Genomic DNA, 26,028 nt, shown 5'->3' on the forward strand with positions numbered 1-26,028 from the left:
TGAGGAATTTCCAAAAGCTGTTGGGACACATTTTGCGTCCTGGGGAACAATTTGGCAAGCGGAATTTGCTCTTCCTGTTCCTGGGCGGCCGAGCAATTTTGAACGACTGATTTGACCGGGTGTATCTAAAATACGGATGTCAGGCACTACGCGATCGCCAATTGGTAGCGTGTCGATTTGAGCATGCCCGTTTGTGTCAGCGCCCCCATCCCGACGAGTTCATGCAAGTCGCGAGTGGCGGTCGCACGCGAGGTGCCTGTGATCGTGATGTAGTTGGCCGCGCTAAGGCCGCCCGTAAAGCCATCGATCCCTTCCCTGAACATGCGTGCGATGACCCGGGCCTGCCGCTCATTCATCTGGTCTCGGAAACGGTCGTAGAATTTGACCTTCGCGAGGAGGAAGTCGATCAGCGCCAGGCTGTGTTCCTGTGCGTCCAGTACCGTCTGTGCAAAGTAGGTTAGCCAGTCGGTGATCTCGTTTCGCTTGTTGGCTGCCTCCAGTGCGTCATAGTACGCTGAGCGACTGCGCTGGATGACCTGCGACAGGGCAATCAGGCTGGGCTGGCCGATGGCTTGAGAGAGAGCCTTTTCCGCAAGTGCGCGTGCTATGCGCCCATTGCCATCCTCAAAGGGATGGATCGAAACGAAGTAAAGATGGGCGATCCCGGCGCGCGTCAGGGCAGGCAAGGCGTTCGGTCCCCCTGGGCTTGAACTGGTGAACCAGTCCAGGAAGCCTTTCATCTCTTCCGGCACGTCTTTTGAGGGGGGCGCCTCGAAGTGAACTGTGGGCTTGTGAACCAGCCCGGAGACGACCTGCATTGCATCCTCGTGATCACGAAAGCGGCCAACAGCGTCGATATCGCGGCGCCCGCTGACGACCATTTCGTGCCACGCGAAGAGCGTTTCGTTCGTTAGCGGATCGGCAAATTCGCGGTAGAGTGCGATCATCATTTCCGCGATGCCACGTTCGGCAGGAGGAATTCTGCGATCGCTGGTTTCAAGACCGAATTCGCGGCGTAGCGAACTTTGCACGCTGTCTCGATTGAGCAGTTCGCCTTCGATCTCCGAGGTCCTGAGCGCCTCGCCGGTCATGATGTCTACGGTGATAGCCGAGCGGTAATCCTCGGTCAGGTGTTTGACTGATCCGATGAGGATTCCAGATTGTTGCAGAAATTGGCCTTCAAGCGCCGCCAGGGGCACGCTTTCCCAGCGAAATTTCGGCCAGTCTGGCTGCTGCCAATTCCACTTCATGAGTTATAAAAGTCCAATTTATAACTCACCATATAACGAAATATGATGTATAAATCTAGTATTTATGCATCACACCGGCTTGTGTACCCCCAATGTCTGGCGGGCGCTACGCCTTGGATTGGGACTTTTCTGCCTTTCCTATGCCGTAGGATGAAGGTCGGCTCCTGCCAGAAGCCGACATTTGACCTCGGGCCACGCAGGGCGGTATGACTGCGACTAGCATGAATACGGGTCTGCAAGCTCAATCACCCGGCTCTGCTACTCCCACGAGATCACGCCGTCCGCCAAACGCCAGCTCGCTGGCCGGATCACTTTCTCATGGGCGATTCGGACTGACCTTATCTCCCCCTCGATCTCGCGCCGCCAATGCGCGAGGAAATCGAACAGCACCGGAAAATCCGGTGCTGCATCGTATTCCTGCCAGGCATAAATCTGCAGGAGCGAGGGGTGATCCGGCATGAAATAGCAGATTTCTGCCGTCGTCAGTCCATATCCGTCCAGCTGAACCAGAAACGCGCGATCGGTCATTGCAACGTGGGCTGGCTGTCCGGGCCGTCGAGCGAGCGCAATGCGGCGAATACGTCGTCAACGGAAACCGGACCTTTGAGTTCGGGGGGCTGGCGCATCGCCGGCCGATTTTCGACGGCATGCCGATCGGACGCCCAAGAAGCCAGGATTGCTCGCTTAACTTCAGGCTCAAGCGCGGGATGATGCGCTACCTCAAATGGATGCAGGTAGCGTGCGAATGGTTGCGACATAGGAACATCCTCCTTTCCGCCTTGCCGCTGATCACTCACTGCGGATTGCTCCGCTCAGCATATTTTGTGAGTCCATTTTAGACCGTCAAGACGCTGATAAGGCATACGGAAAAAGCGAATTGGCAGTCGCAGTCCACGAGTGCCAAAAAATTTGGTTTGGACCTCTTGAAGCCGTTTTCAGCAAAACTAGATCGCGCACTGCCTCCTGCCGATCATCCGGGGGAGGCGCTGTAAGTCATTTCGCTTTGTAATGGAGGTTATGCATGCATTTCCGACCTTTGCACGATCGCGTGCTGGTTCGCCGCATCGAGGCCGAAGAAAAGACGGCCGGCGGCATTATCATCCCCGACACCGCCAAGGAAAAGCCGATGGAAGGCGAAGTCGTCGCCGTGGGCCCTGGTGCGCGTGACGATTCCGGGAAGCTGGTGGAACCCGCCGTCAAGGCAGGCGACCGCGTCCTGTTCGGCAAGTGGTCCGGCACCGAAGTGCGGATTGATGGCGAGGACCTGCTCATCATGAAGGAGAGCGACATTCTCGGCATCATCGAAACAACCGCCGAACTCAAGAAGGCGGCGTAAGCAATCAACCCAATCTTCAGTTCAATCGAAAGAAGAGAAAGGAGCAGGCCAAAATGGCTGCGAAGGAAGTAAAGTTTGCGTCTGACGCGCGTGATCGCATGCTGCGCGGCGTGGATACGCTTGCAAATGCGGTCAAGGTAACTCTCGGCCCCAAGGGGCGCAACGTGGTGATCGAGAAGAGCTTCGGCGCTCCCCGCATCACCAAGGATGGCGTCACCGTTGCCAAGGAAATCGAACTCAAGGACAAGTTTGAAAACATGGGCGCGCAGATGCTGCGCGAAGTCGCCAGCAAGCAGAACGACAAGGCGGGTGACGGCACGACCACCGCCACCGTTCTGGCCCAAGCCATCGTGCGCGAAGGTGCCAAGGCGGTTGCTGCCGGCATGAACCCGATGGACCTGAAGCGCGGTATCGATCTCGCCGTCGGCACCGTGGTCAAGGACCTCGAAAGCCATGCTAAGAAGGTGTCGGCCAACAGCGAGATCGCGCAGGTCGCAACCATTTCCGCCAATGGCGACGAAACCGTCGGCCGCATCCTTGCCGAAGCGATGGAGAAGGTCGGCAATGAAGGCGTGATCACGGTCGAGGAAGCCAAGAGCCTCGAGACAGAGCTCGAAACGGTCGAGGGCATGCAGTTCGACCGCGGCTACCTCTCGCCCTATTTCGTGACCAATGCCGAAAAGCTGAAGGTGGAACTCGAGGATCCGTACATCCTCATTCACGAGAAGAAGCTGTCGAACCTGCAGGCGCTGATCCCGCTGCTCGAACAGGTCGTGCAGTCGGGCAAGCCGTTGCTGATCATCGCGGAGGACGTCGAAGGCGAAGCCCTTGCTACCCTTGTGGTCAACAAGTTGCGCGGTGGCCTGAAGGTCGCGGCGGTCAAGGCACCCGGCTTCGGCGATCGCCGCAAAGCCATGCTGGAGGATATTGCCATCCTTACCGCCGGCAATGTGGTCAGCGAGGAACTTGGTACGAAGCTCGAGAACGTCACGATCGGCATGCTCGGCCAGGCCAAGAAGGTCATCATCGACAAGGACAACACTACCATCGTCGATGGTGCCGGCAACAAGGCCGACATCGACGCCCGGGTCAGCCAGATCCGTGCCCAGATCGAGACCACGACCAGCGACTACGACCGCGAAAAGCTGCAGGAACGCGTAGCCAAGCTGGCTGGCGGCGTCGCCGTCATCCGTGTCGGTGGTGCCACCGAGGTCGAGGTCAAGGAGCGCAAGGACCGCGTCGACGATGCGCTGCACGCGACCCGTGCCGCTGTCGAGGAAGGCATCCTGCCGGGTGGTGGTATCGCCCTGCTGCGTGCGCTCAAGTCGCTCGAAGGGCTCAAGGCCGCCAATGACGACCAGCAGTCGGGTATCGACATCGTGCGCCGCGCGCTGCGAGCACCGGCTCGCCAGATCGCCGAGAACGCAGGCGAGGACGGTGCCTATATCGTCGGCAAGCTGCTCGAAGGCGACGATTACAACCACGGCTTCAACGCCGCGACCGGCGAATACGAAGACCTTGTGAAGTCAGGCGTCATCGATCCGGCAAAGGTCGTACGCACGGCGTTGCAGGATGCGGCTTCGGTTGCCTCGCTGCTGATCACCACCGAGGCTCTGGTGGCTGAGCTGCCGAAGGAAGACACGCCAGCACCGATGCCGGCGATGGACTTTTAATCGCGAGAGGAGAGCGGGGTATCGCACCGCGCTCTCCAATCCGCGAACACCAGGCAGTTAGCAATGCCAGTTCGGCACCTGCTCACGCGGCCTGACACCGGGCAGGTTCTGAACGGGGCTTAACGGATCAATCGGTCGAATGAGAGAGGAGGAGTCTCTGGCCGACAGGTATCTGGAGTATCTTTCACGCGAACATGCACGGCTGGAGGATGAAATCCGGCTGGAAAGCAAACGACCCCGGCCTGACGAAGTTCTGATTGCCCGGCTGAAGAAGCTCAAACTGGCGGTCAAGGACCAGATGCAAAACTGGGCTTCCAGTCACGCGAGCAGCGATCGGCTGACCGCGTAAACGGACTTGATCCTATCAAATTGTCTCCTGGAAGAAGGCCAGGCGCACCTCCATCGGTGCGCCTGGTCTTCTCTTGCAAGGCACTGAAAACAAACCCATAAAAATTTTTAATAGGTCTTGAAACCAATTGCGCGTTTCATAATTTTATCAATGCCGGATGCCATAACGGGTCCGGTTGGACAGAGGGCGTCGGCTCTTGGTTCCCGGCGCCTCTCACGCCCAGATTGCTCAACAAGGAGGATTTGGAAATGAGAACTGCATTTGATTTGACCCCCTATCGCCGCTCGACGGTCGGTTTCGATCGGCTCTTCGATGCGCTCGAGAACAGCTTCCGCGCCGAGACGCAGGATGGCTACCCACCCTTCGACATCGTTCGCACCGGCGAGGACAGCTACCGGATCACTCTGGCGGTTGCCGGCTTCCGTCCGGACGAAATCGACATCACTGCACAGCAGAACCAGCTCGTCATCTCCGGTCAGAAGACCGAGAAGGACGAAGACGGTGTTGAATTCGTTCACCGCGGTATCGCTGCCCGCGCGTTCGAGCGGCGGTTCCAGCTGGCCGACTATGTCGAAGTGCGCGATGCGGATTATGAGCACGGCATGTTGACGATCTCGCTCCAGCGGATCGTCCCTGAATCGCTCAAGCCGCGCAAGATCGCCATCGGAAGCCGCGAGCATGTCAACGACGACACACCGCAGCTGACTGAAGACAAGGCGGCCTAAGCCCCAATCATCGGGCAAATCCTCGGCGGGGTGGGTGCAATCGCACCTGCCCCGCTTGACGAAGCTTTGCCCAAACCAGTCCGTAAATAGGAGGAATGTCGAGATGGCTATCGTCTTTGGCTCAGCAATGAATAAGCGGCAGCTTCCGGCGGCTTCATTTGAGCGAGTGTATGGCCGAGATGTTCGCGGCTTCTGTCCGGGTGCTGAGAGCCACACCAACGGCAGGTTTTGGCGTGAACGGTCCTTCATGATGGTTGATGGGAACGACCGGGTCTGGTCGGCAGCGAGATCATGAAAGACCTACTCTTCGGATCGGTCCTCGATAGAGCGGAACGACGCATGGATGGTACTGATGGGGCCTTCGGGCCATTCAGCCACATCCCCTTCGACATAATCGTCCCAGCCACCGCCGCCGGAACCGGACAAAGGCGATGTGTCCTCGAGAAAGCCGACGACATTATCGTTGCCCCGGAGCACACTACTTTTCTTTTTGGTGATCGGACGCGAGGCGGTAACCCGAAGAAGCTCATCCACAGTGAAAGACCAATCGTCAGAGCCTCCACGGACCGCATCCCGACCGCAATAGGAGCCGCCTGTTGTCATGTCGGCTAGAAAGTCCGCAAGCGGAATGGGTGAATTGAACCAAGGCGTCGTAGTCTGCGTCAGTTCGTGTCGCCACACGGGAGGCGAGGTCTTAAGATCAATTCCTCCGTATTCGGCGCTCAGGACAGGCGACCCTACCAGTGGAGTGCCATTGAAGTCCCGGTTCCGTGGGTCATAGCCTGAATCGACGAAAGTGAAAGCGGGTAGCCAAGCCAGCAACTCGTGCTGAACCCATTCCGCGCCCGATGGTTTAACGACCCCACTTTTGAGCATCTTTGCCTGAACAAGAACTGCCCGGCGGTCATCGATATTATGAAACGGATCTATGTGATCGATCACGATCAGCAGGTCGGCGAGTTCACACCGGCGTGGCACCTTGCCACCTAGGTACTTGGGATGCGGCACGGGCGTAAAAGTGACATGCGGACGCGAATGGCAAAAGACTGCGCGCAGATCGATGCGATAGCCTGCAGACTTCAGAATTGGCGACCAACTGGCTGCAATCTCGTCGAAACCGTCCAGGGTCATTGTGCGCACCGCAGACACTTCGCCGTTGGGCGCACGAGTACGTGTACCGCCTTGGGTCAGCACCTTCGATATAGCAACATCGGCAGCGTTCTTCAGTGACGTGGCCAAAGACGAAGGAAGCATGATGAATTCCGACTGTGAGCGTTTAGCCGAAATACATAATGTTAGAACATGTGACGATCAATGGCATGTCATTGTGAACTAAAGCATAAACCACGCCTTCGAGTGATCGGCCGACTTCCAGGGCGACCGGGACGATAACGGTGTCACTGACGCCTTAAAGGGAAATTCCGGCTATGGACTTATTTGGCCGAGCGCTCGGACAATTGAGCCGACACGCGGCCCCTACTGTCCTTCGCCGTCAGAATCAGGGGCAGACACTTCAGCAACCGGCTCAGCGGTCGCACCGCTTGAGGCAGAAGTCGGGGCGGGCTCCGGAGCGGCAGACCGGCCAGCGCCTAGAGTCGAGATGCCGAAAGCACACAGTATCAGCGCAAGGATGCCATAGACCCCGCCGACGAGATCCCGGATCTTCTCATAGGACTTGACCGCGTCGCGGACCGGCGTGCCGGCGATCGCCTCGCGCTCAGATTCCGATATGTGGCTGTAGAGCGTGCGCAGCCAGGCCTCGCGGGCATCCTGTTGGTTGGCGAGGAAGCTGCCGTTGATGGACCGCTGGAACATGTAGGACATAACGATGAAGAACGCAGCCGCGAAATAGAAGCCGCCTGACACCATCGCACTCGCAGCCTTGCCTGCGTCGACAAGCACTTTGAGGACGAAGGGTGAAGCCGAAACTGCGATATCGCGCCACAGGTTGCCGGTCATGTCCTGCGCGCGCTGAGAAACTTTCTGCGTCTCGTCGATGATGGTCTTGCGAAGGTCCCCGAGCGCCTTGAGTGTTTCCCGGCTCGAGGAATTGATATGTGCCTGGTAGCTTGCCTTGGCGCCCTCGAGCGCCCGTCGCGCAGTGTCCTCGAATTTGACAGACGCCTGCGCCGAGCGCGCCAGTTCGGCCACGAACAGCACATGGCGAACTTCGCGATCGTGGCCCTCAATATAGACCCACTCGGCACAGTTGGTCAGTTCCCGCCACGCCGTGGATAAATCGCTTCTGTTGGCGTTGAAATCCACGACGGGTGGCCCCGAAACATGAAACATGACATGTTCGGCGGAGAGTGACGCGCCGTTCACCAGCGCCCCCAACAGGCGCCGCCCCGCCTGCTTGCGCCAACCTGCGAAGAGATCAGATTCAACCGCAGGCTCCAGCGTTATCAGCCACGGTGAGAGGTCATCGACAATTTCGCGCTCAGGCACGTAGTCGCGGACGAATTTCCTAGGGTTAATCGCCACGGGTTCCGGGGGCGAGGTCAGGTCCTTGCCAAAGTCCCATGTACCGACCTCAAGGCCCCGGGTCTGAAACCCGGCGCGCGCATCGAGGCTGGCCACGCGCACGAAGCCGTATCCTCGCTCCGTTTCGAGATGAAGGGCCGCGCTGCCTTCGAAAAGGAATGGCGCGGTTCCAAGGATATTCGGCTTGACGATGATGATCGTTACTTCGCCGCGCGCAACGAAGGGATCGCTGGCCGACATCTCGTTCGACCATCGGTCCCGGATGCTGACCGAACCAAGTGGCGAGACGTCCTGGCCGGACAGCGCGATCCATTCGGCCTGCTCGCCTTCCGACGAGAATTCTCCGCGCAGGACAACCTGGTCGATCCGTTCATCGACCTTGCCGCCCCGCTGGGCGAAATCAGCGGCGAGCGCGGCGAGACGCGTCGAGTTCGATGTCATTGAACTTGATCTCGTCCTGGATGGTGATCAGTCCCTTTTTCTCGTCGATGTTGACGACAGAAGATTGCAATTCCGCCGGGAAGGTGACCCGAACGCCGAGTCCTGTCTCCACCTTCCGATTGCGCGGTACGGGGATGGCGTCCTTGCCGAGCACGAAAGATTCGCCTGAAATGCGCGCGCGTTCAAGCTGCTTCCTGAAATCCGTGAGGATCTCGCTTTCTTTGGGAAGCGGGCCGACGATGCTGGTGAACCAGTCCTCGATTTTCTCCCCATCGACAGAGCCACCCGACTGCGTTGCGTCGTAGAGCCGTTTGGTGAGGCTCGTCATCACATCGGCAGGAAGTTTGTCGCTGTGGTTATAGGCAACGGCCTTGGTGACATCGACGAGAATGCGCGTGAGATCGTCGTCGTTTCGAACGCGCTTCACCCCGAGGAACTGCTCGAAATAGACCGCGGGCCGCTGAGGATTCTGCCGATCGACTAGGCAGACCGAACCTTCGCCGTCGAGCCGGACCAGGGCCGCCTTCTGCAGGGCGTGGCGGTTCTGGACGAACGTGCGCCCAATCTCGGCGAGCGTGGGCTTCGGCTTGCCGGAAGTCCCATCCTCGATGTCGTAGCGCAGGACTTTTTCGTCCTCGAACTTGAGCAACGCAAAGACGCGCCCGGTATCGCAGTTCAGCGAGAAGATCAGGAATGCGCCAATGACGGTGCTGCCGCCATGGCCCTCATTGAACGCTTCAGCGAGGTTTTCGCTTTCAGCCTGAAATTGCGCGGCATCCTTGTCAATTCGCCCAAGCTGGGTTCGTGCCGCAGCATCGGCAAGGAAAGTGTAGTGGTTGCCGTTGTTGACCGACCTGATCCGATCCAGGAAGAACGCGGCGTGCGGGGTCGCATCGAATGCCTCAAGGAGCTGGAAATGCACTTCTTTCGGCCCCACGATATGGAACACGCTCTGCTCAATCTTGAGCGAGCCCAGTTCTTCTTCGGTAAGAAACGCCATCTTTTCCCCATTGGAACATATATAGAACATTTCAGCAAGGATGGAAAATTCAATCAACCGACTCTCCCGATATCGGCCTTGCGCCCCCCGCTGATCGGACCGCATAGGTGGATAATCAATAAGAAATCAAGTCACGGACCGGGGTCCCGAGTAACGTGCATTCGAAGTAGCGCATAACGAAACCCGATCCAATTATCGCAAGACGTTCACTCATGTCGATCGGCGGCGACCTCCACATGGTTATTTCACGATTTTAATTCTTAAAATCTTGTATACACCCACGCTTCACAGCCGAGTTTGCCCCCGAGAACCATATATATATCCTGAGCCCGTGGACTTACTCGAAATTTGGGTGGATTCGGATCCTTGAATGGGTTGGACAGACATTGGTGTGGGCAGATTCGACGGTGCGTACACCATAGCAGGACGGGAAAGCGGACCGTCTGAACGTAAGGAGTGAATTTCTGGAGCTAAGCGTTCACAAAGGGGCGACCTCGGCAGATTTACGCCAGTTTCGGCTTGGCACTTCGAACGACGGAATGCCGGCAACAGCACCGATAGTTAAGGGGCCTAAATGGCTCGCGAACGATATTTGATGCGCCGTCTGGTCGATGGGATGGCGGGGTGGGCTACCTTTCACCAAGCGTCTGGCCCTAATCGGCACTATGACGAGCATCTATTCTATCAGCACATCGCCACGCTTGCCTCGGGGCGCGATTGGCGCGTCAGCCAGCAGCATCGCATTGTAGGGCCTACACGGCGCGGCGCGCCGTCGACGATCGATTTCGTATTTTATCGGGAGAGCAGCTATGCGGGCACCCAACCCGGCCTCGCCTTCGTCGAAGTAAAATATCTTCGAGGTTCCAATCCATCACAAGACTTGCGCGAATTGCGCAGGGATATCGATAAGCTCCGCTCAATTGGATCTGCCCAGATTGCCTCGAAACAAGGGCTTTCGGCGTCCGGGAAGCCGCTTCGATTCCTTTTGATTTTCGCGCAAGAGGCGGGTCTGGATGCGATCCGCGATTGTGCGACCCGAACCCACCGCGATGTTGCGGCGATGATTGAGCAGGCCCGAACTGGCGATCACAAGAATATATACCGTGCGAGCATGGGTACCTATCTGAAGACTTCGCTGGAATGGGTAGTGATTGCCATTGCCGAGCAGCGGTGGCCGTTATGAACTCCGGTAGGCAGTGACTTTTCGTTGGGAGGCGGCAAAGATTAGAAGACAGATGGGAAAGCAGAGCGACCGTACCTGGGAACGCGAAATTGCCTTTTGAACGGCAAAAATGGGTCGGAATCGGCGGTCTACTGAACATTATGCCCAGTCCGTTTCTGAAGGCCAAACTTTCAGACTGCATCGCCGAGAAAGAATGGGTGAGGCCAAAGCGATACGACCGAAAATTCGATCCTCTACTTTTCGTGCAACAGCACCTGATCGCACCTCCGATTAAAGCAATTTAATCACGCCCACATATTTCCCGCTTTCCATTTACGCATCATTCGAAAACGGTGATTATCACTTTTGACGGGGAAGCGTTCTCGACATGAGGACGTCCACAAGGGGGCAATGCAGTGGGCAAGTCGGCGGATGCATCGTGCATGACAGCAAGCGCTTCGGCGCATGCCATGGCGGCGCCCGCTCAATCGCCATCTGTGCCGTGGATCACGCGCCGCATCGGAAGACACGTCCTTCACGTCGATGCCGCGGGCCGTTTCCTGCTCTCCGATCACGATCTGCGGAATAGAGCAGAGCGAGGCCACCTGACCCTGTACGAGCACGAGCGCCTCACGGAAAGCGGACTGCTGGTCGAAGGTGAATTGGGACGCCTTTCGCAAAGACTTGCGGCCCAGCAGCGCCGTTTTCATCCCGGCGAACTCGACTACCTGATCCTGGTTCCGACCCTTCGCTGCAACCTTGCCTGCAGCTATTGCCAGGTCTCCAGAGCAGCCGAGGGCGCAAGCGGCTACGACTGGTCGGACGAGACACGTGACGCGGTCATCGACCTCGTGCGCCGAACCCGTGCGAGACATCTCAAGATCGAATTCCAGGGCGGCGAGCCCACGCTGCGCTGCGATCTTATTGAAGCCGTTATCGATGCCGTTCCGCCCCATGTCGAAGCCACATTCGTGATCTGCACGAACCTGCAGCAGGTACCGCCAGAAGCTGCTGCACTGTTCGACCGCGAGAACGTCTCGATCAGCACCTCGCTCGACGGGCCGCGCGAACACCACGCCCGTCAGCGCGGTCAGGACGATGCGGCCAGTGAAGCTTTCGAGAGCAACCTCGACAGGCTGCTTACCCGGTATGGCCCGGGAAAGATTTCGGCCCTGCCCACGCTCGATCCGCGTTCGCCGCCCGATCCGGACGAGCTGATCGATGCCTATGCCCGCCGCGGCCTGACCGCGATCTACCTCCGGCCGATCAATTACCAGGGATTTGCCCGCAGGCAGCACGCCGATTGCCGGACCACCGATGCCAGGTGGCTGGAATATCACGAAGCCTTCATCCGCCGGCTGATCGAGCGGAACTGGAAAGACCGTAGTATCTGTCTTGAGGAGAGCTATTTCAGTCTGCTGCTGCGCCGTATCTTCCGGCCGGGCGAGGACCGGCACGTCGATCTGCGCAATCCCAATCCGTTCGGAACGGACTTCATCGTCATCGATCACGACGGGCTGGCCTATCCGACGGACGAGGCTCGCATGCTGGCGCGCTCGGGCATTATCGACCTGTCGATTGGAAATATACGGCAGGGCTGGAACACACCTGCGCGTGATGCCCTCAATGCCGCCTCGACATGCGATGGCGATCCGGATTGCGAAGCCTGCACCTACAAACCCTTCTGCGGCCGCGACATTGTCGATGACATCTCACGCTATGGAACGATCGACATCCCCCGGCACGAAACCGAATTCTGCCGGCGGCACTTGCACCTGTTCGACCTCGCCTTCGAGCTGATCCATTCGCCCGATCCCGCCATCCAGTATTCGCTGTGCCGGTGGCTGGGGCTTGGCGGCGACCGTCTTCCTGCGGAACGCCTGTCATGATTGCGCTTGCGCTTCGCGCCGCGAGCGATGCCCCGGCGCCCTTCGTCACGCGCCTGACCCGAAAACCGGACAGCGATCCGGCGCTGAGCCACTTTCTTGCCGCCACGCAGGCAGGTAGCCTGTGGAGCGGCGCGCAGGGCTTGTTCGAAGTCGCGTCGGCAGCGGAGGACCTCATCGGCGATGTCGTTCTAGTAGATCCGTTCGAAGGGCGCGCGGATCGTCTCATCCGCAGCGCCTCGCGCCACAATACCCTCGTGGTCACAGAGCAGTGCGACCAGCTTTGCGCGATGTGCTCGCAGCCTCCGAAGAAGACCCACGTCGACCGCTTCGACCTCCTGGAAACGGCTTGCCTGCTGGCCGATCAGGGCATCACGATCGGGATTTCAGGAGGCGAGCCCACGCTTCACCGCGCACGCCTCTTTGCCATGCTTGAAAGCGTGCTAGAAGCTCGGCCCGATCTGACCTTCCACGTACTGTCGAACGCCCAGCATTTCACGGCCGACGACGCGTTGCGCTTGCGCAGTCCATGCTACCGCAACGTTGTCTGGGGAATACCGGTCTACGCGGCCGATGCGGCATCGCACGACGCCATAGTGGGCAAGGCCGGAGCCTTCGAAAGATTGATGGTGTCGTTCACCCACCTGCTCAGGGCCGGTGCCCGGATAGAACTGCGTACGGTGCTTTCATCGTCCACGGCCGAGCGCCTCGATACACTGGCAAGCTTCATCGCCCGCAACCTGGCTCATATCGAGCAGTGGTCCGTCATGGGTCTGGAGAACATCGGCTTTGCAAGGAGCCGGTGGAGCGAGCTCCATCTCGATCTGCGCCGCGACTTTGATGCCGTCAGCAAGGCGCTCGATCGCGCGATCCTGCACGGGATCCGGCCCCGGTTGTTCAATATCCCGCTTTGCCATGTGCCCGAAGCCTATCGCTCTTACGCGGTCGCATCGATTTCTGACTGGAAGCAACGCTTCTCCGACAAATGCGCGCCTTGCGCGGCTCGCCCGGACTGCTCGGGCTTTTTCGAATGGCATCCGCCTGAACTCGTAGAGGAGGTCTTTCCCCTGTGAAAAAGCGTCGATTTCTGATCTCCAGCCTCGTGATGGCCGGAATCGCGCCCGTCCCGCACGCATCCATGGCGGCACCGGGCCTGTCGCCTGCCTCCGGCGGGCCAGACCCCGATGACGATGACCAGATGATCCAGCGATTCTCGCAGGACCACATGTTCCTCCTCGCGGGCCACCGTTCGCATTCGAGCCACGCCTCGCATGGCAGTCATCGTTCCGGCAGCAGCGGGACATATCGGGCACCGGTCTATACGCCCAGGGCACCTGCGGCCCCGCGAACGAGCGCGCCTTCAACCCGAAACGAGCGTAGCACGCCGCCCTCTTCCATACTGCCTTCTTCCCCGGCGATCACGACTGCCGAGCCGCTCTATTCGACGCCTTCGGCCACGAGCATCAAGAATGTCGTGCGCCAGGTGCAACTGGGCCTCAAATCCTACGGCTACTACGACGGCGCAATCGACGGCATCGTGGGCCCAATGATGCGCAGTGCGCTGAGCCGGTTCCAGACCGACTTCAACCTCAATGTCACCGGGACGATCACGCCCGAGGTGCTCGATGCCTTCAAGATTCGCGCACAGTAGGATTGTCACGCATCTTCTGGCACTCTCAGTCGGCGTGGCCATGGCCTGGACCGCCATGCCCCTGTGGCGAGAGGCCGTGATGCACTTCAACCAGGAGCGCTACGGCATCCTTGTCGAACAGTGCGATATGGCCATGCAGGATCACTTCGCAGCCAGGCAGGAGGCAGAAATGCATCCTGCCCCGCAGGCAAAGGCGATGGTCAGTGCTGGCGAACTGGGACTGGTCACGTGCCAGGATTACGACATCTATCAGAAGCGCCTGATGCAATGGGGGCTGCGCGAAAGCGAACTGGCGCAGATGCGGCTGATCGCGATCGAAGCGCGCGCCTCCGACCTTGATGACGTGGTCAAGATCCATGAAATCCAGTTCTAGACCGCACTTCTACCGGCGTACCGCTGGCGCAATCCTCGGCATGGCTGCAATCTTGGCTACCTCGGCCTGCTCCGACCAGCCAACCCCAACCATTCAGCGCGAGCGCGACCCATCGCCGGCCAGCGATCACATGCGGCTTGGCGCCCTGAGGCGAGCCGTCACGGCAAACGGTTTCGTGAGGGCCGCAGACCTGGCCGTGCCGGTCGACAGCAAGCAGCGAGAAGCAGGCAAACTCATATTCGCATCGCCCCTCATGAGCATCAATGGTTCCATCAGTTGCCGCGACTGCCATCTGGAGCAGTTCGGCAGCGCGGATGGTCTCCCGGTCGCTGTTGGCGTCGGTGCAAAGGGGAGCGGCAAAGACAGGCTTTCGGGCGGTGGACAAATCGTCCCGCGCAACGCGCTGGCCTTCTGGGGCCGGGGCAGCAGGGGGTTCGATACATTCTTCTGGGACGGCAAGGTCAGCGCCCGGAATGGACGCGTCGTCAGTCAATTCGGGAAAGACGCGCCGTCCGATGACCCCTTTGTCGTCGCCATGCACCTGCCCTCGGTCGAACTACGAGAAATGGTCGACGACACGCCGCAGGTGGAAGAAACGCTCGTTACCGAAAGCGTGAATTCGGCAAACCGGATTCAGAACGCGCTGGCGAAGCGATTTGCCAGGGACCCTGTCATCGGTCCGCATCTTGCCGGTGCATTCGGCGTGCCTGCCACGGCGATTACCTTCAACGAGGTCGCGACATCGCTCGCTGCTTTCATCCGCGACGAATTCCGGATCCGTCCGACCAAGTTGGAACGCTTTGTCTTCGACGCAGGCCCCCTCACCACGAGTGAACTGAATGGGGGAATTCTGTTCTACGGCCGCGGCAAGTGCGTCGCTTGCCACAATGGGCCATACTTTTCCGACATGCAGTTCCATGCGGTAGCCTTCCCGCAAATGGCGTTCGGCAAGAACGGCTTCGGGATCGACTACGGCCGCTACAATGTGACCTTCGATCCGGAGGACCGGTACAAATTCCGGACGCCGCCTCTTTTCAATGTTACGAAGACTGCGCCCTACTCACATTCTGGCTCGGTGCCGACGCTCGACAAGGCCATCATAGCGCATTTCGACCCGTTGCGGCTGTTGGACACGGGCAAAATGACGGTGCGCCAGCGTGCAGATCTCTATGCCAGACTGGGCCCCGCCGCGCGCGAGCCGCTCCCGTCAGCGTTGAATGCCGATGACGTGAGCGAACTGGTAGCATTTCTGGGTACCATCAATTTTTGAGTGAGGTCACCGGACGAATTCGTCACTCATTTCTGCGGCAGTTTAGCCCCGTCTTGGGGAACCAGAATGGGAAAGCGGACCGACCGAACCTAGGGATGCGAAATTGCCTGTTGAACGTGAAAAAGGGTCGAGATTAAATTGATCCATCTAGCAATAGAAAAATTCACCGAGCCCCAACGCGCGTAGACCACGGCGATACATCAACGAGCTCATGTCGGCGGGAATGTGGGCTTCCAGATCAGGATCAAGCGGAAGGCATTCCGGTATCTGTGCCTCTACGATTGCCTTATCTTCCTCAAAAATCCTCCGGGTGAACTCGTAAATTTCGTCCTCGGGGCGATCTGTATCGAAATTGCGGCAGGTAGGCGCAAATAGTCTCGTTTCCTTCGCCGAGACTGGGGAGGCCGCATTCATGACTACGAATCGTCCGTCATTGGGGAAGTGAATTTCAATTGTTGCGCTAAATGGCAGATGGCAACGGAAGTGACGCAGCCATTGAAACGTCGGCATTGCACGCCGGTGATCCTCAACGGGGTAGTTGCTCACACTGCTCCAATACTCTGCCTCAAAGCCGTTTTCGGTTCGCACCGGTGAATAGGGCGGGACTTCGCTGATGTCTGGGTCGCCAAACGTTTCCTTGTGAACAAAGGCAAAATGCGCGACATCCAGGAAGCCTTCGACTTGCCTCCCGGCGAAAGCGTGGATGTCAACTGAAGGGCAGACAACGCACTGGTAGCCCGCCTCGCCCCAGTGCGGGATGTCAATAATCATTCCCGGTTCCGGACACTCAACTGACCTGTCGAGGCAAGTCCAAATCAGGCCGTACCGTTCGATGTGTGGAAAAGGGACGAGGTGCATTCGCGCCGGGATGTCGCGGCTGGGATGGGCAGGTACGTGTGTGCATTGACCTCCCGGCCCAAAACGTAACCCATGGTAGGCACATTCCACGCCACCGGGGACTTGCTTGCCCATGCTAAGCGGCACGCCGCGGTGAGGGCAAATGTCGGGTGCGACCACAAGTTCACCATCCGCGCGGTAGATGACAAGGGGCTGGTCCAACAGCTTAGTTCCAACAGGCCGCTGCTCCACATCGCGCGCAAGAGCGATGGGATACCAATGACGAGCTAGAATGAACCAGTCGTCATGCGCGAAAGTGCAATTGCGAGGGATAGCGAGATTAGGGACAAGCGCTGCAGTCATGCCCGGACCCCTAGCTGCCTGCATTATTTGAACCTCATGAGATTTACGATCACGCCATCTAACTACGATATAGAGCCTTTCCGATACGAAAATTCGAGGTGATACACCACTCCAAGGCATAATAAATTGCCGTCGGATTTACAGGCGAGCAGGGATACTTGCAGCCCGGTCCTGCTCGCCTTCATAGGCAGAAACCAAGGTAACTAGCCGTGGAAATTTATCCGGAATGCATTCCCATCCAGATCGCGCAGGACAGATTGAAACCACCCATAGTAGGTAGTGAATGGCTCCTTCAGAATGCTTGCTCCAAGCCGGGCCGCCTTGGCGGTAAGTGAGCGAACCATTTCTTCGCTTTCGACATCGAATGTCAGGAGTACCCGGTCACCTGGCAGTTTTTGCTCTTTCAGACCAAGCAGATCGTAGGCATCCGGCGCACTGAAACCAATCGATGATCCTCCGGTGAGGAAACCTCGAAAGATTGGCGAGCGGCTCTCCAGGATCTCATCAAGATCGAAAAGGCCACTGTAAAAGTCAGCCAGCCGGTCGATATCGGCAGTGAATATATTGGCATAGGTAAGCGCAACCATGCGTGGATTCCTTATGCGGTCAGGCCATAGGTCTTGCGGTACATTTCCGCGATGTGGGCTCCGACTGTCATCTCTCTGAAATCTGGCTTGCCGTTTTCCGGCATGCAGGTCGGGGCGCAGCGGACCGTGTAAAAGTAGTCAGGATCGAAGAACGTCGGCACCGAGTACCGGTCACGGCCGCTGTGGTTGTTGCGGACGCGGTGCATGTTGGAGTGATAGAGGCCGTTGGTAAGTATCCGGACCATCTCGCCCAGGTTAATGACGAAAGTTTCGGGGATCGGCGGTGCGGAAATCCAGTCCCCGGCTGCATTCTGCACTTCCAGGCCGCCAACATCATCCTGCAGAAGTATGGTGATCATTCCCCAATCAGTGTGCGCACCAGCACCAATTTGGTTGAAAGCGGCATCAACCGGCTGAGGACCGTACTTGAGCAGCCTGCCATTGAAGAGTGGCTCTCGCAGGCAATCTTCAAAATAGTCGCCGGGCAAATCGAGCGACTGCGCAATCAGACCCATCAGGTGGCGGCCGACGCGGAACATTTCGGCAATGTAAGCTTCGTACCGCTCGCGGAAATGCGGAAGATTCTGGGGCCACTGGTTTTGCCCGCAATTGGGTACACCGGCGCGCACATAAGGATGGTCATCGGACAGATCGCACCCGATCACAAACCCCTCTTTGAGGTCCGGCGGCGACCCGTCATCAAGCGTCTGCACTCCCGGAGCCTCGTATCCGCGCGTGCAATTGGAATGACGGGCATCGACTTTCAGCTTTTCCTCCAAAGGCAGGCTGAAAAATTCGCGCGCGAGTTCCAATTGCCCGTCCATCAAGGCGCGGGGCACGCCATGTCCGGAGATGTAGAAGAAACCTGTATCGCGGGCAGCCTTGTGGATTTCCCACGCAACGGCTTTGCACGCAGAGCTGTCGCCAGTGAAACTTGGCGCGAGATCTATGACAGGAATGAACTCGGCAGGTTTGGGCGGTGTATAGACGATCATTGGAGAAGAATCCTGTACAGAGGGTGCTCAAACCGCGTCCGCATTCCTGAATTTCGGGGTGTCGTTCATTTGGTTCATTTTCATTTCCAAATGCTCGAGCGATGTCGTCGGCGCATACTTCACAGGCTGACCAATGGCGCAGGTCGGAATGCACTCGATTACCGCGTCGTAGTTGGGCTGGTGGAAGAAGACCAGGGACTGGCGGCGGCTGCCGACGCCCTCTTCGTGCGGCGGATTGACGACCCGGTGCATGGTGGAAACCCACTGATCGTTAGTCCACTGTGCCATGAGGTCGCCCAGATTGATGATGAAGGTTCCCGCCACGATGGGCACGGGCACCCAGCGACCATCAGCGGTCTGCACTTCAAGACCGCCTGGCTTGTTCTCGGTCTTGAGGATTGTCAGCCCGCCGTAATCGGTGTGCGCGCCTGCCCGCAGTTGGCCGTCCTCTAGCATCTCAGGCTGGTCGGGATAGTTGCTGATCACCATGTTGGTGATGTGCTTGTTGATCTTGTCCTGAAACCAGTCCGGTGGCAGGTGCAGCGCCCGCGCGCACAATTCCATGAGGAGCGCCGCCAGGCCTTCCATCTCGCGATAGTAATCGATGATCGCAGGACGAAATTCGGGCACGTCTGGATCGGGCCAGATGTTGTCGCGGAAAATCCGCATTGCCGTTGGCGTGGTGAAGTAAGGGTCGCTCTTGTCGAGATCGAAGCGGCCGATGTTGAAATATTCCCGGTGATCGGGTTTAGCCTCGTCCTGGCCGATCGTGCTGGCCAAGTTCCCGGTCTCGATCCCGAAATAACCGCGATAGATATCCGCGCTTGGCGCAGCGTATTTGACCTTGTCCTCGCCGGACAGATCGAAAAAGCGACGGCTGGCATTCTCCGCCCGCTCGATCACCCCGGCAGGAACGCCATGCCCCGATACCACGAGAAAGCCGATGCTGCGGGCCGCTTCCCCCACCTGTTTAGCCACTGCCTGGCGATCTGCATGCGTCCCGGTCCTCGCAGGATTGAGGTCAATGATGGGCACTACGCTTCCGTCGAAATTCATATCAATCTCCTGCGTTGCCGTCGAATGTTGTGGCAACGCAAATAGTCAACCGGCCGCAGCACCAACCGATTGCACGTTGGCACCCAATCAAAATTCGTACTTCACCGAAGCAATCGCCTGGCGCGGCGGGATGTACATGTCGCTTGTGGTGAAGCTGCCGAAGGGATTGGAATATCGCGAGGCTATGCCAGCCTTGTCGAAAATGTTTGTCACAGTAAGCCCGATCGTCCAGCGGGTATCCTGCGGCATGAACATCACATTTGCGTTCACCTGCGTGTAGCCAGGCACCACGTCCCTCGCCCCGTCATTGAAGATCCGGTACTGAAACTTGCCGCGATAGATCAGTTCTGCATGGGAACGTAGCGTGCCCAATCCGCCAAGCTCTAGAGTGTGGGTCGCACCAATAGTGCCTTGCCACTTTGGCAGCTTTGGCGGCTGGTTGCCGTTGGTATTGCGCGTTTGCAGGGCACGCAAACCAATTGTGTAGGCATCAAACGGCCCGTAACCTAGGGCCGCAGCCGCCAGCGTCGCCGCATGGGCGCGCGAGGGATCGAGTGTAATGTAATCACCGACCAGTTCACCGTCGAGATAGGTCACGTTGCCGTCGAGCCTGAGATGGTCGGTCAGGTCCATCGTAGCTTCGGCCTCGGCACCCCAGATCCGGGTCTTTGGAACGTTCGAGACTCCGCCCTGATAGGGGATCGGATCTTCCTCCTGATACTGCAGGTTCTTGTAGTCATAGAAGAAGGCTGCTGCATTGAAGGTCGCGCGGCCACCGGCGAAACGGTTTTTCGCTCCCAACTCATACGCCCACACATGCTCGGAATCATAGGTCAGCGGCACCAGGAGCGGAGTGCTGTTGTTGCTGACGCCGCCAGGCTTGTAGCCGCGTGAAATGCTCACGTAGACCATATTGGCCGACGTAATTTCGAAGTCGATCTCGCCCTTGCCGGTTACAGCATCTTCCCGCGTCCGGGCTTGGACTGGCGGGGCAAATATGTCGAACAGCGTGCTGTTTCTGCTCTTGAAATTGTCATGGTTGAATCGCAGGCCCACCGTCGCGCTCAGACGGTCAGACAGTTTGTACGTGCCTTGCGCGAAGGCGGCGTAACTGTAGCGGCTTTGGCGTGAGTTCAACGCGTAGTCGAGATTGTAGGGGTAGTTCGCAAAGGTCAGCGGCAACGTCAGATCATAGCTGGGAATGGCGTCTGTCCCGCGATACTCGAGGATATCCTGCCCCAGTTTCTGGTAGAGGAAATAGGCGCCGACAATGTAGCTGAGCGGCCCGTCGCCGTTCGACGTAAGATTGAACTCCTGGCTGAACGCATCGACGCTGTTGTTCCAGTACGGCTGCGCATCGTATTCACCGGTGCTGGCATAGTCGAGCCGGTCTACGTCGATCTGATTGTGGTTGCGCGTTGTCTGGTACGATGTGAGCGACTTCAAGGTCGCAGCCCCGAAATCATAACGCAGGTCCGCGTAAGCCAAAAAGAAGTCGAGCTTGTACTTGTTGGGGTAATCCTGCGAAATTCGGCGCGGATTCGGATCAGGGTCGTCCAGATTCTTCTGCGCCGCACCATGTTCGTCGGCGTTGAAGTATTGCGCCGTGATCTGGGCGGAAAAGCGGTCGTTCGGTGTCCAGAGCAGCGAGATCTTGCCGGAGACCCGGTCTGCATCATCAAGGCCATATCGTCCGTAATTTGGACCCAGACTGGTCTGACGTGCGAAGCCTTCGTGATAATAACGCTGGACTGTGCCGCGAACGGCCAGTGTGTCCGAGACCGGGACGTTGAGTGTGGCCGTAGAGCGAAACAGATCGTAATTGCCCAGTTCAAGCTGCACGGAACCTGAGGTGCTCCCGGTATCCGGCTTCGTGGTGATGGCATTGATAATGCCGCCAGTCGCGCTCTGGCCAAAAACCGTGCCCTGAGGTCCGCGGAGGACTTCGACCCGCTGCAAGTCAAGGAAGTCCTGCTGCAACGCATAGGGGCTGACAACATAGACCCCATCAATATGGAAGGATGTTCCCGGCTCTGCGCTCAGGTTGTCCGAAGCCTCATATCCGATACCGCGAATGGAAACGACCCGCACGAAGCTGCCGCTGTTCGCCACGGTGAGACCAGGAACGAAGCCGTTCATGTCGATCAGCTGAGTAATGTTCGACTGTTGGAGGGCCTCGTTCGAGAGCGCCGTGATCGCCAGCGGCGCCTTCTGAAGCGTGGTTTCCTTCTTCTCGCCGGTGACAATGATATCGCCTGTGGAGGTTTCCAGTTCGGCGCCAGCCGCTTCGGAGGCCGCCATGGCGGTTGAAGCAACACCGAATGCCGCCGGAACGGCAAGGCCCGCCAGAAGCATGAACTTGATCTTGAGCTTCATCTCTATCACGCGTCCCCAATTAGACAGGCGGCGTCCTTGCCGCCCGATGCTGCCGCCCCCGGCGGCGGCGTCGAAGATCAAGTGACATCCAATCCTGTCCTTTTCTATCGCCAAATTTTGGATATGGTGTTCGCGAAATGAGAACAGGAGTGTTGAAATGCTTCTTGGTAGAGCGGCCATCTATTTCGATGAAGTGGCGAGGCGCGGGGGCTTGCGTCGGGCTGCGGAAATGCTCCACATCGCGCCTTCCGCCATAGACCGCCAAATCATCCAGCTTGAGGAAGACCTTGGCACAAAGCTTTTCGAGCGGACTTCGACTGGCATGCGAATGACCGCTGCTGGTGAACTCTTGGTAGATGGTGTCAGGCGCTGGCGCCGTGACCTCGAGCGCATCCGCTCGGAGGTCGACAACCTCGTCGGTCTGCGTCGGGGCCATGTCTCGATCGGGCTGGTCGAAGGCGCAACCGACATCGTTGCCTCGGCAATCGCTTGCTTTCAGGAGAAGTACCCCGCCATTCAGTACAGCATGGAAGTCATGGGATCACAGAGCGTGATCGACCGGGTCATGTCGCACGACACCGATGTGGGTGTAACCTTCAATCCGCCGGATGAACGGGCGTTGCGGGTGGAAAAGACCATGTTTCACCGCCTCGGTATCATTCTGCGGCCTGATCACCCGCTCGCGTCTGTAACCGAAGTTTCACTGGCCCAATGCGCCGAATTTCCGCTGATCGTTCCCGATGAAACCATCTCCATTCGGAAAGTGGTCGATGAGGCCTGGGCTCGTTCGATAGGAGGAGTGCTTCGCCCCGTAGCTGAAGTCAGCAGCATTGGGTTGATCAAGTCCTTGGCTGCGCGTGGGGTGGGGCTAGGATTGTTAACAGTAATCAACGCTTTGAAGGAAATTGAGGCTGGGGAACTCACTTTTATCCCCTTATCTGACGAGCGCATCGATCTGTTCGGGCTTTCAGTCATTTCTGCATCCGGGCGCGCGTTACCTTTGCCCGCCTCTTTGATGATACAGATGCTCGCACGAGAATTGGATCATTGGGATTACACCAGCCCAACCGGACATCCTTTTTTCCTGCAGGTCGAAAGCGATCCGCCAAGTGGACGCCAATCGAGCCTTCCCTGAATGACGTCGGGTCCCCATTCGATTGGAGTTCACTGATGGCAAGGTCCCTCCGATCTAATAGTCGGTCAATAATTGCACTTAAGCGCTTATGTTGATATACGCTTACCGTCAGGAGATGCACGCCATGGGCGAAGAAATCACACGCTGGTCGGTCAACGTCGATAGCCGCACGGATATCGACCTTCGCACTTATCTCGCCCAGCGCGGCATGAAGAAGGGCGATCTCTCGAAATTCATCGAAGACGCCGTCAAGTGGCGGCTGCTGGATTTGACAATGGCCGAGACGCGCGAAGCTTTCGCTGATACCGATGCTACTGAACTGGACGCTCTCATCGACGAGGCTGTCAGCGCGGCGCGATCGAACTGACAATCTGACTTCCCAGGCATGCGCATCGTTCTCGACACCAATGTCTTGGTGAGCGGCCTCTTGTCGGCGACTTCTCCACCGAGTGAGCTGCTAGGATATTGGCGGCAGGGCCGCTTTCGTCTGCTTTGCTGCGAGGAGCAACTCGAGGAAGTGCGGCGTGTGACGCGCTATCCTAAAATTCGCGAACGCCTTGCCCCAGCGATTGCAGGACGACTGGTCAATGAACTGCGTGGTCTGGCAGACATGGTTGATCGGCTTCCCTCGCTTGATGTCTCGCCTGACCCTTGGGATAACTATCTTCTCGCATTGGCGCAGGAAGGCCGCGCCGATTACCTGGTTACAGGAGATAAATCAGACTTGCTGAGCCTTGGCCGGCATCGCGAAACGCCGATCGTCACCGTGCGGCAGATGCTCGAAAAGTTGGGTGGATCTGGCTCCTGATCTTGCGATCATAGCTTCGTCCGAACGAGGCCCTCATGATGCAGTGCTTCTCTTGAATGTGGCAGCACAGATCCAGAGCCTTTGAGATGCAGGTTCGCCTTCCACTTGAATGATCCCGAAGCCATCGGCTCCGAAGGCAACGACCTGGAACAGCACGCACGTCTGCCAAACCATCGCCTCCGGCTTATTTCCCCGCCCGCCTTGGCGGGCTCCTCGCGGCCGCTCCGCTTTCAAATAAGCCTGCGGGCTCCGGTCCTTCGCTGCCGCTACGGCCTGACGGTTAGCAGCCGCGCTGGCGCCGCTCCGACGGTCTGCCCATCGCCCGGATGGTTCGGGCGACCATCAGGAGAAAGAACATGCCCGCAATCGGTTTCGTCACTCGCTCAGGCTCGACCTTCAAGGGTCAGCTCCGCACAATTTCCGTTCGCGCGGAAATCGAAATTTCGCCCAACACCAACAAGACCGCAGATAGCCAGCCGGATTTCCGTGTCACTTCCGCAGGCGTCGAGGTCGGCGCAGGCTGGCAGCGGCGCAGCGAAGCTTCCGGCAACGAATACGTTTCCCTGACCCTGGCGGCTCCCGAGTTCGGTCCCCGCAGGCTCTACGCGAACCTCGGCCGTGCCGCCGGTCAGGACAACGAGGAAACCTACGCGATCATCTGGAACCCCGCCGACTGACAGGCAGATTGCTCCCCGTCCGTGTGGCCGGGGAGCTTCATTCCGACAGATTGGAGGTCGCGCGGGAAGGGGGCTGAAACCGCCCCAATAGACAGCGCCCTGCACGAGAGGTTGGAATACTTCTCTCAGAATGCCCATGGTGTCATGCGCCCCGCGTCCGCCTCAAGGATGAGCGGTTCCCCCAATTTTGCCGCTGCCTCCACTTCGCTGCGCTTCGCTCCGGCCGCGGCAAAATCGGCTCCCCCACTCCCCGCTGCGCGGCGCCCGGGCAGAGCCCGGGCGTCCTTGACCCGGCCGCACGCCGCATGAGCCGGCGCTCCTGTCATTCAAGAAGACAGGAGGCTAGCATGCATACGATTTCGAACACGGCACAGGCCGACAACACCGCCTACTTCGCAGCTTGCACACGGGCACAGCACCGCGCTCGCAGCAGCTACTTCACGCAGTACGTGATCACGGATCGGGAGGTCGGTTATATCGCGGTGGATGAGGGGGACTATAGCCCCATGCCGATGGAGATGATCGACAGGGTGGTATACGCCGTCACCGGCAAACTCGACGACGAGCTTTGACCGGATCGGGGAGAGGGCCTGCCGGGCTCTCTCCCGCGCATCCGTGTGATCGCCCCGGCTCGCTTGATCGCCTTTCACACGCCGCGTTCGAGTTCCACCGCCTTTTCCAAAGCGGCAAGTCGTTCTGCGCACACGGCGTTCGCGACCTGTCCCAGCGCCTCGATCCTTTCACTCAGCCATTCGATCTCTTCGATCGAAATGCGGTAGTGCTTGCTGTAGCGCGCTTTGACGTAGGCTTCCCGGAGCTTGCTGAACATCGCCCGATCCTTGCGGCTCTCTCTCGGCCATACATCAACCAGCCGTAGATCCAGCGTTTCCGCACGCGTTCTGAGAAATGCGAGGTTGTGATTGTGGGGCGTGTAGAAAGTGCAGACGAGCAGCGTGCCATGATAGAGGAACTCCGCAGCCTGATGCAGGTTGAACACCGCTTCCTTTAACCGCCCCTGTTTTGTGACATACAAAGCGGTGTCACGCCGACCAGCCGCCGCCGGAAACCATTCGTCATAGTATTCTCGGGCCATCTTGAGGGCGGCTTGTGGCGCCTTCGGCTTCGGCTGGTGGAATTCTACATCGTCAGATTCATACAGGGCGATGCCGTCGCGCGCGATATCCATGAAAAAGTATCGGCCATGAGCGAGGCCGTCATTCACCTGCTGCAGCGAATGGACGATGAAGTTGACCGGGGTGCGAAGGCTCCCAGTAATGCTGAATTCACGCAGGAGGCGATCGTCAAGCTTTGCCCAGTGCTCGGCACGATCAGTCAACTTGCTGTCGTTGACAACGATCAGGATGTCGAAATCCGACTGATAGCCCTTGGCCGTGTGCGGCTCATCGACCCAGCCGCCGCGCGCATAGCTGCCGTAGAGCACTATCTTCTTTATGCGGCTGCGCTTCTTGCGATCGCTGGTGACCAGCGAATGGGCATCCTCGAATTCCTCGAAGATGAGCTGGACAACACGTTCGAGTTCGCGTTGCTTTGCCGGAGGAAGGTGATCGATATTGGTTCTCACGGGCGTTTCCTT

At 58.4% G+C, this 26,028-nt stretch carries 27 protein-coding genes; 15 read left to right on the plus strand and 12 right to left on the minus strand.

Annotated elements, in window-relative coordinates; translation table 11 throughout:
• Window positions 1–146: 146 nt before the first annotated feature.
• The 3 genes from IEX64_RS19855 to IEX64_RS19865 all read right to left on the minus strand — a co-directional run bounded on the left by IEX64_RS19855 (window position 147) and on the right by IEX64_RS19865 (window position 2,008).
• Window positions 147–1,250 carry a Fic family protein gene (locus IEX64_RS19855; protein WP_188822538.1) on the minus strand — a complete coding sequence of 368 codons (1,104 nt, stop codon included), beginning with the start codon at window positions 1,248–1,250 and terminating at the stop codon, window positions 147–149.
• A gap of 258 nt (window positions 1,251–1,508) precedes the next feature.
• Window positions 1,509–1,778 carry an usg protein gene (locus IEX64_RS19860; RefSeq protein ID WP_188822540.1) on the minus strand — a complete coding sequence of 90 codons (270 nt, stop codon included), beginning with the start codon at window positions 1,776–1,778 and terminating at the stop codon, window positions 1,509–1,511.
• Window positions 1,775–2,008 (minus strand): hypothetical protein, encoded by a 234-nt coding sequence (locus tag IEX64_RS19865; protein WP_188822542.1) that lies wholly within the window; start codon window positions 2,006–2,008, stop codon window positions 1,775–1,777. Before IEX64_RS19865 ends, IEX64_RS19860 begins: the two co-directional genes overlap by 4 nt.
• Before the next feature lie 263 nt (window positions 2,009–2,271).
• Here IEX64_RS19865 and groES point away from each other — a divergent pair, with 263 nt between their 5' ends.
• The 4 genes from groES to IEX64_RS19885 all read left to right on the plus strand — a co-directional run bounded on the left by groES (window position 2,272) and on the right by IEX64_RS19885 (window position 5,333).
• Entirely contained in the window at window positions 2,272–2,586 is a 315-nt protein-coding gene (groES, locus tag IEX64_RS19870; protein ID WP_188822545.1) for a co-chaperone GroES, read from the plus strand.
• 53 nt (window positions 2,587–2,639) lie between these two features.
• Window positions 2,640–4,259, plus strand: coding sequence for a chaperonin GroEL (groL, locus tag IEX64_RS19875; protein ID WP_188822547.1), 1,620 nt, complete (start codon window positions 2,640–2,642; stop codon window positions 4,257–4,259).
• Window positions 4,260–4,398: 139 nt separating this feature from the next.
• Window positions 4,399–4,608: a YdcH family protein gene (locus IEX64_RS19880; protein WP_229710594.1), complete on the plus strand. Its 210-nt coding sequence runs from the start codon at window positions 4,399–4,401 to the stop codon at window positions 4,606–4,608.
• A 248-nt stretch (window positions 4,609–4,856) separates the two neighbouring features.
• Entirely contained in the window at window positions 4,857–5,333 is a 477-nt protein-coding gene (locus IEX64_RS19885) for an Hsp20 family protein (protein ID WP_174523909.1), read from the plus strand.
• A gap of 300 nt (window positions 5,334–5,633) precedes the next feature.
• Here the strand turns inward: IEX64_RS19885 and IEX64_RS19890 are convergent, their stop codons facing one another.
• From IEX64_RS19890 to IEX64_RS19900, 3 genes are all read right to left on the minus strand, one after another.
• Window positions 5,634–6,587: a hypothetical protein gene (locus IEX64_RS19890; RefSeq protein ID WP_188822549.1), complete on the minus strand. Its 954-nt coding sequence runs from the start codon at window positions 6,585–6,587 to the stop codon at window positions 5,634–5,636.
• 222 nt (window positions 6,588–6,809) lie between these two features.
• Entirely contained in the window at window positions 6,810–8,258 is a 1,449-nt protein-coding gene (locus IEX64_RS19895; protein ID WP_188822551.1) for a hypothetical protein, read from the minus strand.
• Complete coding sequence (locus IEX64_RS19900) at window positions 8,218–9,258, minus strand: nucleoid-associated protein (RefSeq protein ID WP_188822553.1); 1,041 nt, start codon at window positions 9,256–9,258, stop codon at window positions 8,218–8,220. Before IEX64_RS19900 ends, IEX64_RS19895 begins: the two co-directional genes overlap by 41 nt.
• 574 nt (window positions 9,259–9,832) lie before the next feature.
• Here IEX64_RS19900 and IEX64_RS19905 point away from each other — a divergent pair.
• The 6 genes from IEX64_RS19905 (at window position 9,833) to IEX64_RS19930 (ending at window position 15,600) form a co-directional block, all read left to right on the plus strand.
• Window positions 9,833–10,441: a hypothetical protein gene (locus IEX64_RS19905; protein WP_188822556.1), complete on the plus strand. Its 609-nt coding sequence runs from the start codon at window positions 9,833–9,835 to the stop codon at window positions 10,439–10,441.
• A 422-nt stretch (window positions 10,442–10,863) separates the two neighbouring features.
• Window positions 10,864–12,309 (plus strand): radical SAM protein, encoded by a 1,446-nt coding sequence (locus IEX64_RS19910; protein ID WP_229710595.1) that lies wholly within the window; start codon window positions 10,864–10,866, stop codon window positions 12,307–12,309.
• Window positions 12,306–13,379, plus strand: a complete 1,074-nt coding sequence (gene hxsC / locus IEX64_RS19915) for a His-Xaa-Ser system radical SAM maturase HxsC (RefSeq protein WP_188822558.1) — start codon at window positions 12,306–12,308, stop codon at window positions 13,377–13,379. The genes IEX64_RS19910 and hxsC overlap by 4 nt, the downstream gene beginning before the upstream one ends.
• On the plus strand, window positions 13,376–13,957 hold the full coding sequence (hxsA, locus tag IEX64_RS19920; RefSeq protein WP_188822560.1) for a His-Xaa-Ser repeat protein HxsA: 582 nt from the start codon (window positions 13,376–13,378) through the stop codon (window positions 13,955–13,957). The genes hxsC and hxsA overlap by 4 nt, the downstream gene beginning before the upstream one ends.
• A 40-nt stretch (window positions 13,958–13,997) precedes the next feature.
• The gene (locus tag IEX64_RS19925) at window positions 13,998–14,330 is read left to right on the plus strand and encodes a TIGR03982 family His-Xaa-Ser system protein (RefSeq protein ID WP_188822563.1); all 333 of its coding nucleotides are present in this window, start codon (window positions 13,998–14,000) and stop codon (window positions 14,328–14,330) included.
• A 40-nt stretch (window positions 14,331–14,370) separates the two neighbouring features.
• A complete protein-coding gene (locus IEX64_RS19930) occupies window positions 14,371–15,600 on the plus strand; it encodes a His-Xaa-Ser system-associated MauG-like protein (protein ID WP_229710596.1) in 1,230 nt (409 codons plus the stop codon).
• A 147-nt stretch (window positions 15,601–15,747) separates the two neighbouring features.
• On the opposite strand, the gene IEX64_RS19935 is transcribed toward IEX64_RS19930, so the two are convergent.
• The 5 genes from IEX64_RS19935 to IEX64_RS19955 form a co-directional block, all read right to left on the minus strand.
• The gene (locus IEX64_RS19935) at window positions 15,748–16,800 is read right to left on the minus strand and encodes a Rieske 2Fe-2S domain-containing protein (protein ID WP_188822565.1); all 1,053 of its coding nucleotides are present in this window, start codon (window positions 16,798–16,800) and stop codon (window positions 15,748–15,750) included.
• A gap of 203 nt (window positions 16,801–17,003) precedes the next feature.
• Window positions 17,004–17,387: a VOC family protein gene (locus IEX64_RS19940; RefSeq protein ID WP_188822567.1), complete on the minus strand. Its 384-nt coding sequence runs from the start codon at window positions 17,385–17,387 to the stop codon at window positions 17,004–17,006.
• A gap of 11 nt (window positions 17,388–17,398) precedes the next feature.
• Window positions 17,399–18,382, minus strand: coding sequence for an isopenicillin N synthase family dioxygenase (locus IEX64_RS19945; protein ID WP_188822569.1), 984 nt, complete (start codon window positions 18,380–18,382; stop codon window positions 17,399–17,401).
• Between the two features lie 27 nt (window positions 18,383–18,409).
• The gene (locus IEX64_RS19950; RefSeq protein ID WP_188822571.1) at window positions 18,410–19,438 is read right to left on the minus strand and encodes an isopenicillin N synthase family dioxygenase; all 1,029 of its coding nucleotides are present in this window, start codon (window positions 19,436–19,438) and stop codon (window positions 18,410–18,412) included.
• Window positions 19,439–19,525: 87 nt separating this feature from the next.
• Complete coding sequence (locus tag IEX64_RS19955; RefSeq protein ID WP_188822573.1) at window positions 19,526–21,895, minus strand: TonB-dependent receptor; 2,370 nt, start codon at window positions 21,893–21,895, stop codon at window positions 19,526–19,528.
• Between the two features lie 76 nt (window positions 21,896–21,971).
• Here IEX64_RS19955 and IEX64_RS19960 point away from each other — a divergent pair, with 76 nt between their 5' ends.
• From IEX64_RS19960 to IEX64_RS19980, 5 genes are all read left to right on the plus strand, one after another.
• Entirely contained in the window at window positions 21,972–22,949 is a 978-nt protein-coding gene (locus IEX64_RS19960) for a LysR family transcriptional regulator (RefSeq protein ID WP_188822576.1), read from the plus strand.
• A gap of 124 nt (window positions 22,950–23,073) precedes the next feature.
• Window positions 23,074–23,316 (plus strand): ribbon-helix-helix domain-containing protein, encoded by a 243-nt coding sequence (locus IEX64_RS19965; RefSeq protein WP_188822577.1) that lies wholly within the window; start codon window positions 23,074–23,076, stop codon window positions 23,314–23,316.
• Between the two features lie 18 nt (window positions 23,317–23,334).
• Window positions 23,335–23,757: a putative toxin-antitoxin system toxin component, PIN family gene (locus IEX64_RS19970; RefSeq protein ID WP_084384943.1), complete on the plus strand. Its 423-nt coding sequence runs from the start codon at window positions 23,335–23,337 to the stop codon at window positions 23,755–23,757.
• 356 nt (window positions 23,758–24,113) lie between these two features.
• Window positions 24,114–24,434, plus strand: a complete 321-nt coding sequence (locus tag IEX64_RS19975; RefSeq protein ID WP_067734781.1) for a DUF736 domain-containing protein — start codon at window positions 24,114–24,116, stop codon at window positions 24,432–24,434.
• Between the two features lie 347 nt (window positions 24,435–24,781).
• On the plus strand, window positions 24,782–25,006 hold the full coding sequence (locus IEX64_RS19980; protein WP_188822579.1) for a hypothetical protein: 225 nt from the start codon (window positions 24,782–24,784) through the stop codon (window positions 25,004–25,006).
• Window positions 25,007–25,080: 74 nt separating this feature from the next.
• Here IEX64_RS19980 and IEX64_RS19985 read toward each other — a convergent pair whose 3' ends face one another.
• Window positions 25,081–26,016 (minus strand): nucleotidyltransferase and HEPN domain-containing protein, encoded by a 936-nt coding sequence (locus IEX64_RS19985; RefSeq protein WP_188822581.1) that lies wholly within the window; start codon window positions 26,014–26,016, stop codon window positions 25,081–25,083.
• Window positions 26,017–26,028: the final 12 nt, after the last annotated feature.

Source organism: Novosphingobium indicum, from assembly GCF_014645195.1.
Taxonomy (GTDB): domain Bacteria; phylum Pseudomonadota; class Alphaproteobacteria; order Sphingomonadales; family Sphingomonadaceae; genus Novosphingobium; species Novosphingobium indicum.

Excerpts from the sequence above, each read along its gene's own strand:
- IEX64_RS19930 (WP_229710596.1), top strand. The coding sequence starts at position 14,371 with ATGGCTGCAATCTTGGCTACCTCGGCCTGCTCCGACCAGCCAACCCCA.
- IEX64_RS19975 (WP_067734781.1), top strand. The coding sequence starts at position 24,114 with ATGCCCGCAATCGGTTTCGTCACTCGCTCAGGCTCGACCTTCAAGGGT.
- IEX64_RS19960 (WP_188822576.1), top strand. The coding sequence starts at position 21,972 with ATGCTTCTTGGTAGAGCGGCCATCTATTTCGATGAAGTGGCGAGGCGC.
- IEX64_RS19880 (WP_229710594.1), top strand. The coding sequence starts at position 4,399 with ATGAGAGAGGAGGAGTCTCTGGCCGACAGGTATCTGGAGTATCTTTCA.
- IEX64_RS19940 (WP_188822567.1), bottom strand. The coding sequence starts at position 17,387 with ATGGTTGCGCTTACCTATGCCAATATATTCACTGCCGATATCGACCGG.
- IEX64_RS19935 (WP_188822565.1), bottom strand. The coding sequence starts at position 16,800 with ATGACTGCAGCGCTTGTCCCTAATCTCGCTATCCCTCGCAATTGCACT.
- IEX64_RS19980 (WP_188822579.1), top strand. The coding sequence starts at position 24,782 with ATGCATACGATTTCGAACACGGCACAGGCCGACAACACCGCCTACTTC.
- hxsC (WP_188822558.1), top strand. The coding sequence starts at position 12,306 with ATGATTGCGCTTGCGCTTCGCGCCGCGAGCGATGCCCCGGCGCCCTTC.
- IEX64_RS19865 (WP_188822542.1), bottom strand. The coding sequence starts at position 2,008 with ATGTCGCAACCATTCGCACGCTACCTGCATCCATTTGAGGTAGCGCAT.
- IEX64_RS19950 (WP_188822571.1), bottom strand. The coding sequence starts at position 19,438 with ATGAATTTCGACGGAAGCGTAGTGCCCATCATTGACCTCAATCCTGCG.
- IEX64_RS19855 (WP_188822538.1), bottom strand. The coding sequence starts at position 1,250 with ATGAAGTGGAATTGGCAGCAGCCAGACTGGCCGAAATTTCGCTGGGAA.
- IEX64_RS19965 (WP_188822577.1), top strand. The coding sequence starts at position 23,074 with ATGGGCGAAGAAATCACACGCTGGTCGGTCAACGTCGATAGCCGCACG.
- IEX64_RS19905 (WP_188822556.1), top strand. The coding sequence starts at position 9,833 with ATGGCTCGCGAACGATATTTGATGCGCCGTCTGGTCGATGGGATGGCG.
- IEX64_RS19910 (WP_229710595.1), top strand. The coding sequence starts at position 10,864 with ATGACAGCAAGCGCTTCGGCGCATGCCATGGCGGCGCCCGCTCAATCG.
- IEX64_RS19900 (WP_188822553.1), bottom strand. The coding sequence starts at position 9,258 with ATGGCGTTTCTTACCGAAGAAGAACTGGGCTCGCTCAAGATTGAGCAG.
- IEX64_RS19925 (WP_188822563.1), top strand. The coding sequence starts at position 13,998 with ATGGCCTGGACCGCCATGCCCCTGTGGCGAGAGGCCGTGATGCACTTC.
- IEX64_RS19895 (WP_188822551.1), bottom strand. The coding sequence starts at position 8,258 with ATGACATCGAACTCGACGCGTCTCGCCGCGCTCGCCGCTGATTTCGCC.
- groES (WP_188822545.1), top strand. The coding sequence starts at position 2,272 with ATGCATTTCCGACCTTTGCACGATCGCGTGCTGGTTCGCCGCATCGAG.
- IEX64_RS19970 (WP_084384943.1), top strand. The coding sequence starts at position 23,335 with ATGCGCATCGTTCTCGACACCAATGTCTTGGTGAGCGGCCTCTTGTCG.
- IEX64_RS19945 (WP_188822569.1), bottom strand. The coding sequence starts at position 18,382 with ATGATCGTCTATACACCGCCCAAACCTGCCGAGTTCATTCCTGTCATA.
- IEX64_RS19860 (WP_188822540.1), bottom strand. The coding sequence starts at position 1,778 with ATGACCGATCGCGCGTTTCTGGTTCAGCTGGACGGATATGGACTGACG.
- groL (WP_188822547.1), top strand. The coding sequence starts at position 2,640 with ATGGCTGCGAAGGAAGTAAAGTTTGCGTCTGACGCGCGTGATCGCATG.
- IEX64_RS19890 (WP_188822549.1), bottom strand. The coding sequence starts at position 6,587 with ATGCTTCCTTCGTCTTTGGCCACGTCACTGAAGAACGCTGCCGATGTT.
- IEX64_RS19885 (WP_174523909.1), top strand. The coding sequence starts at position 4,857 with ATGAGAACTGCATTTGATTTGACCCCCTATCGCCGCTCGACGGTCGGT.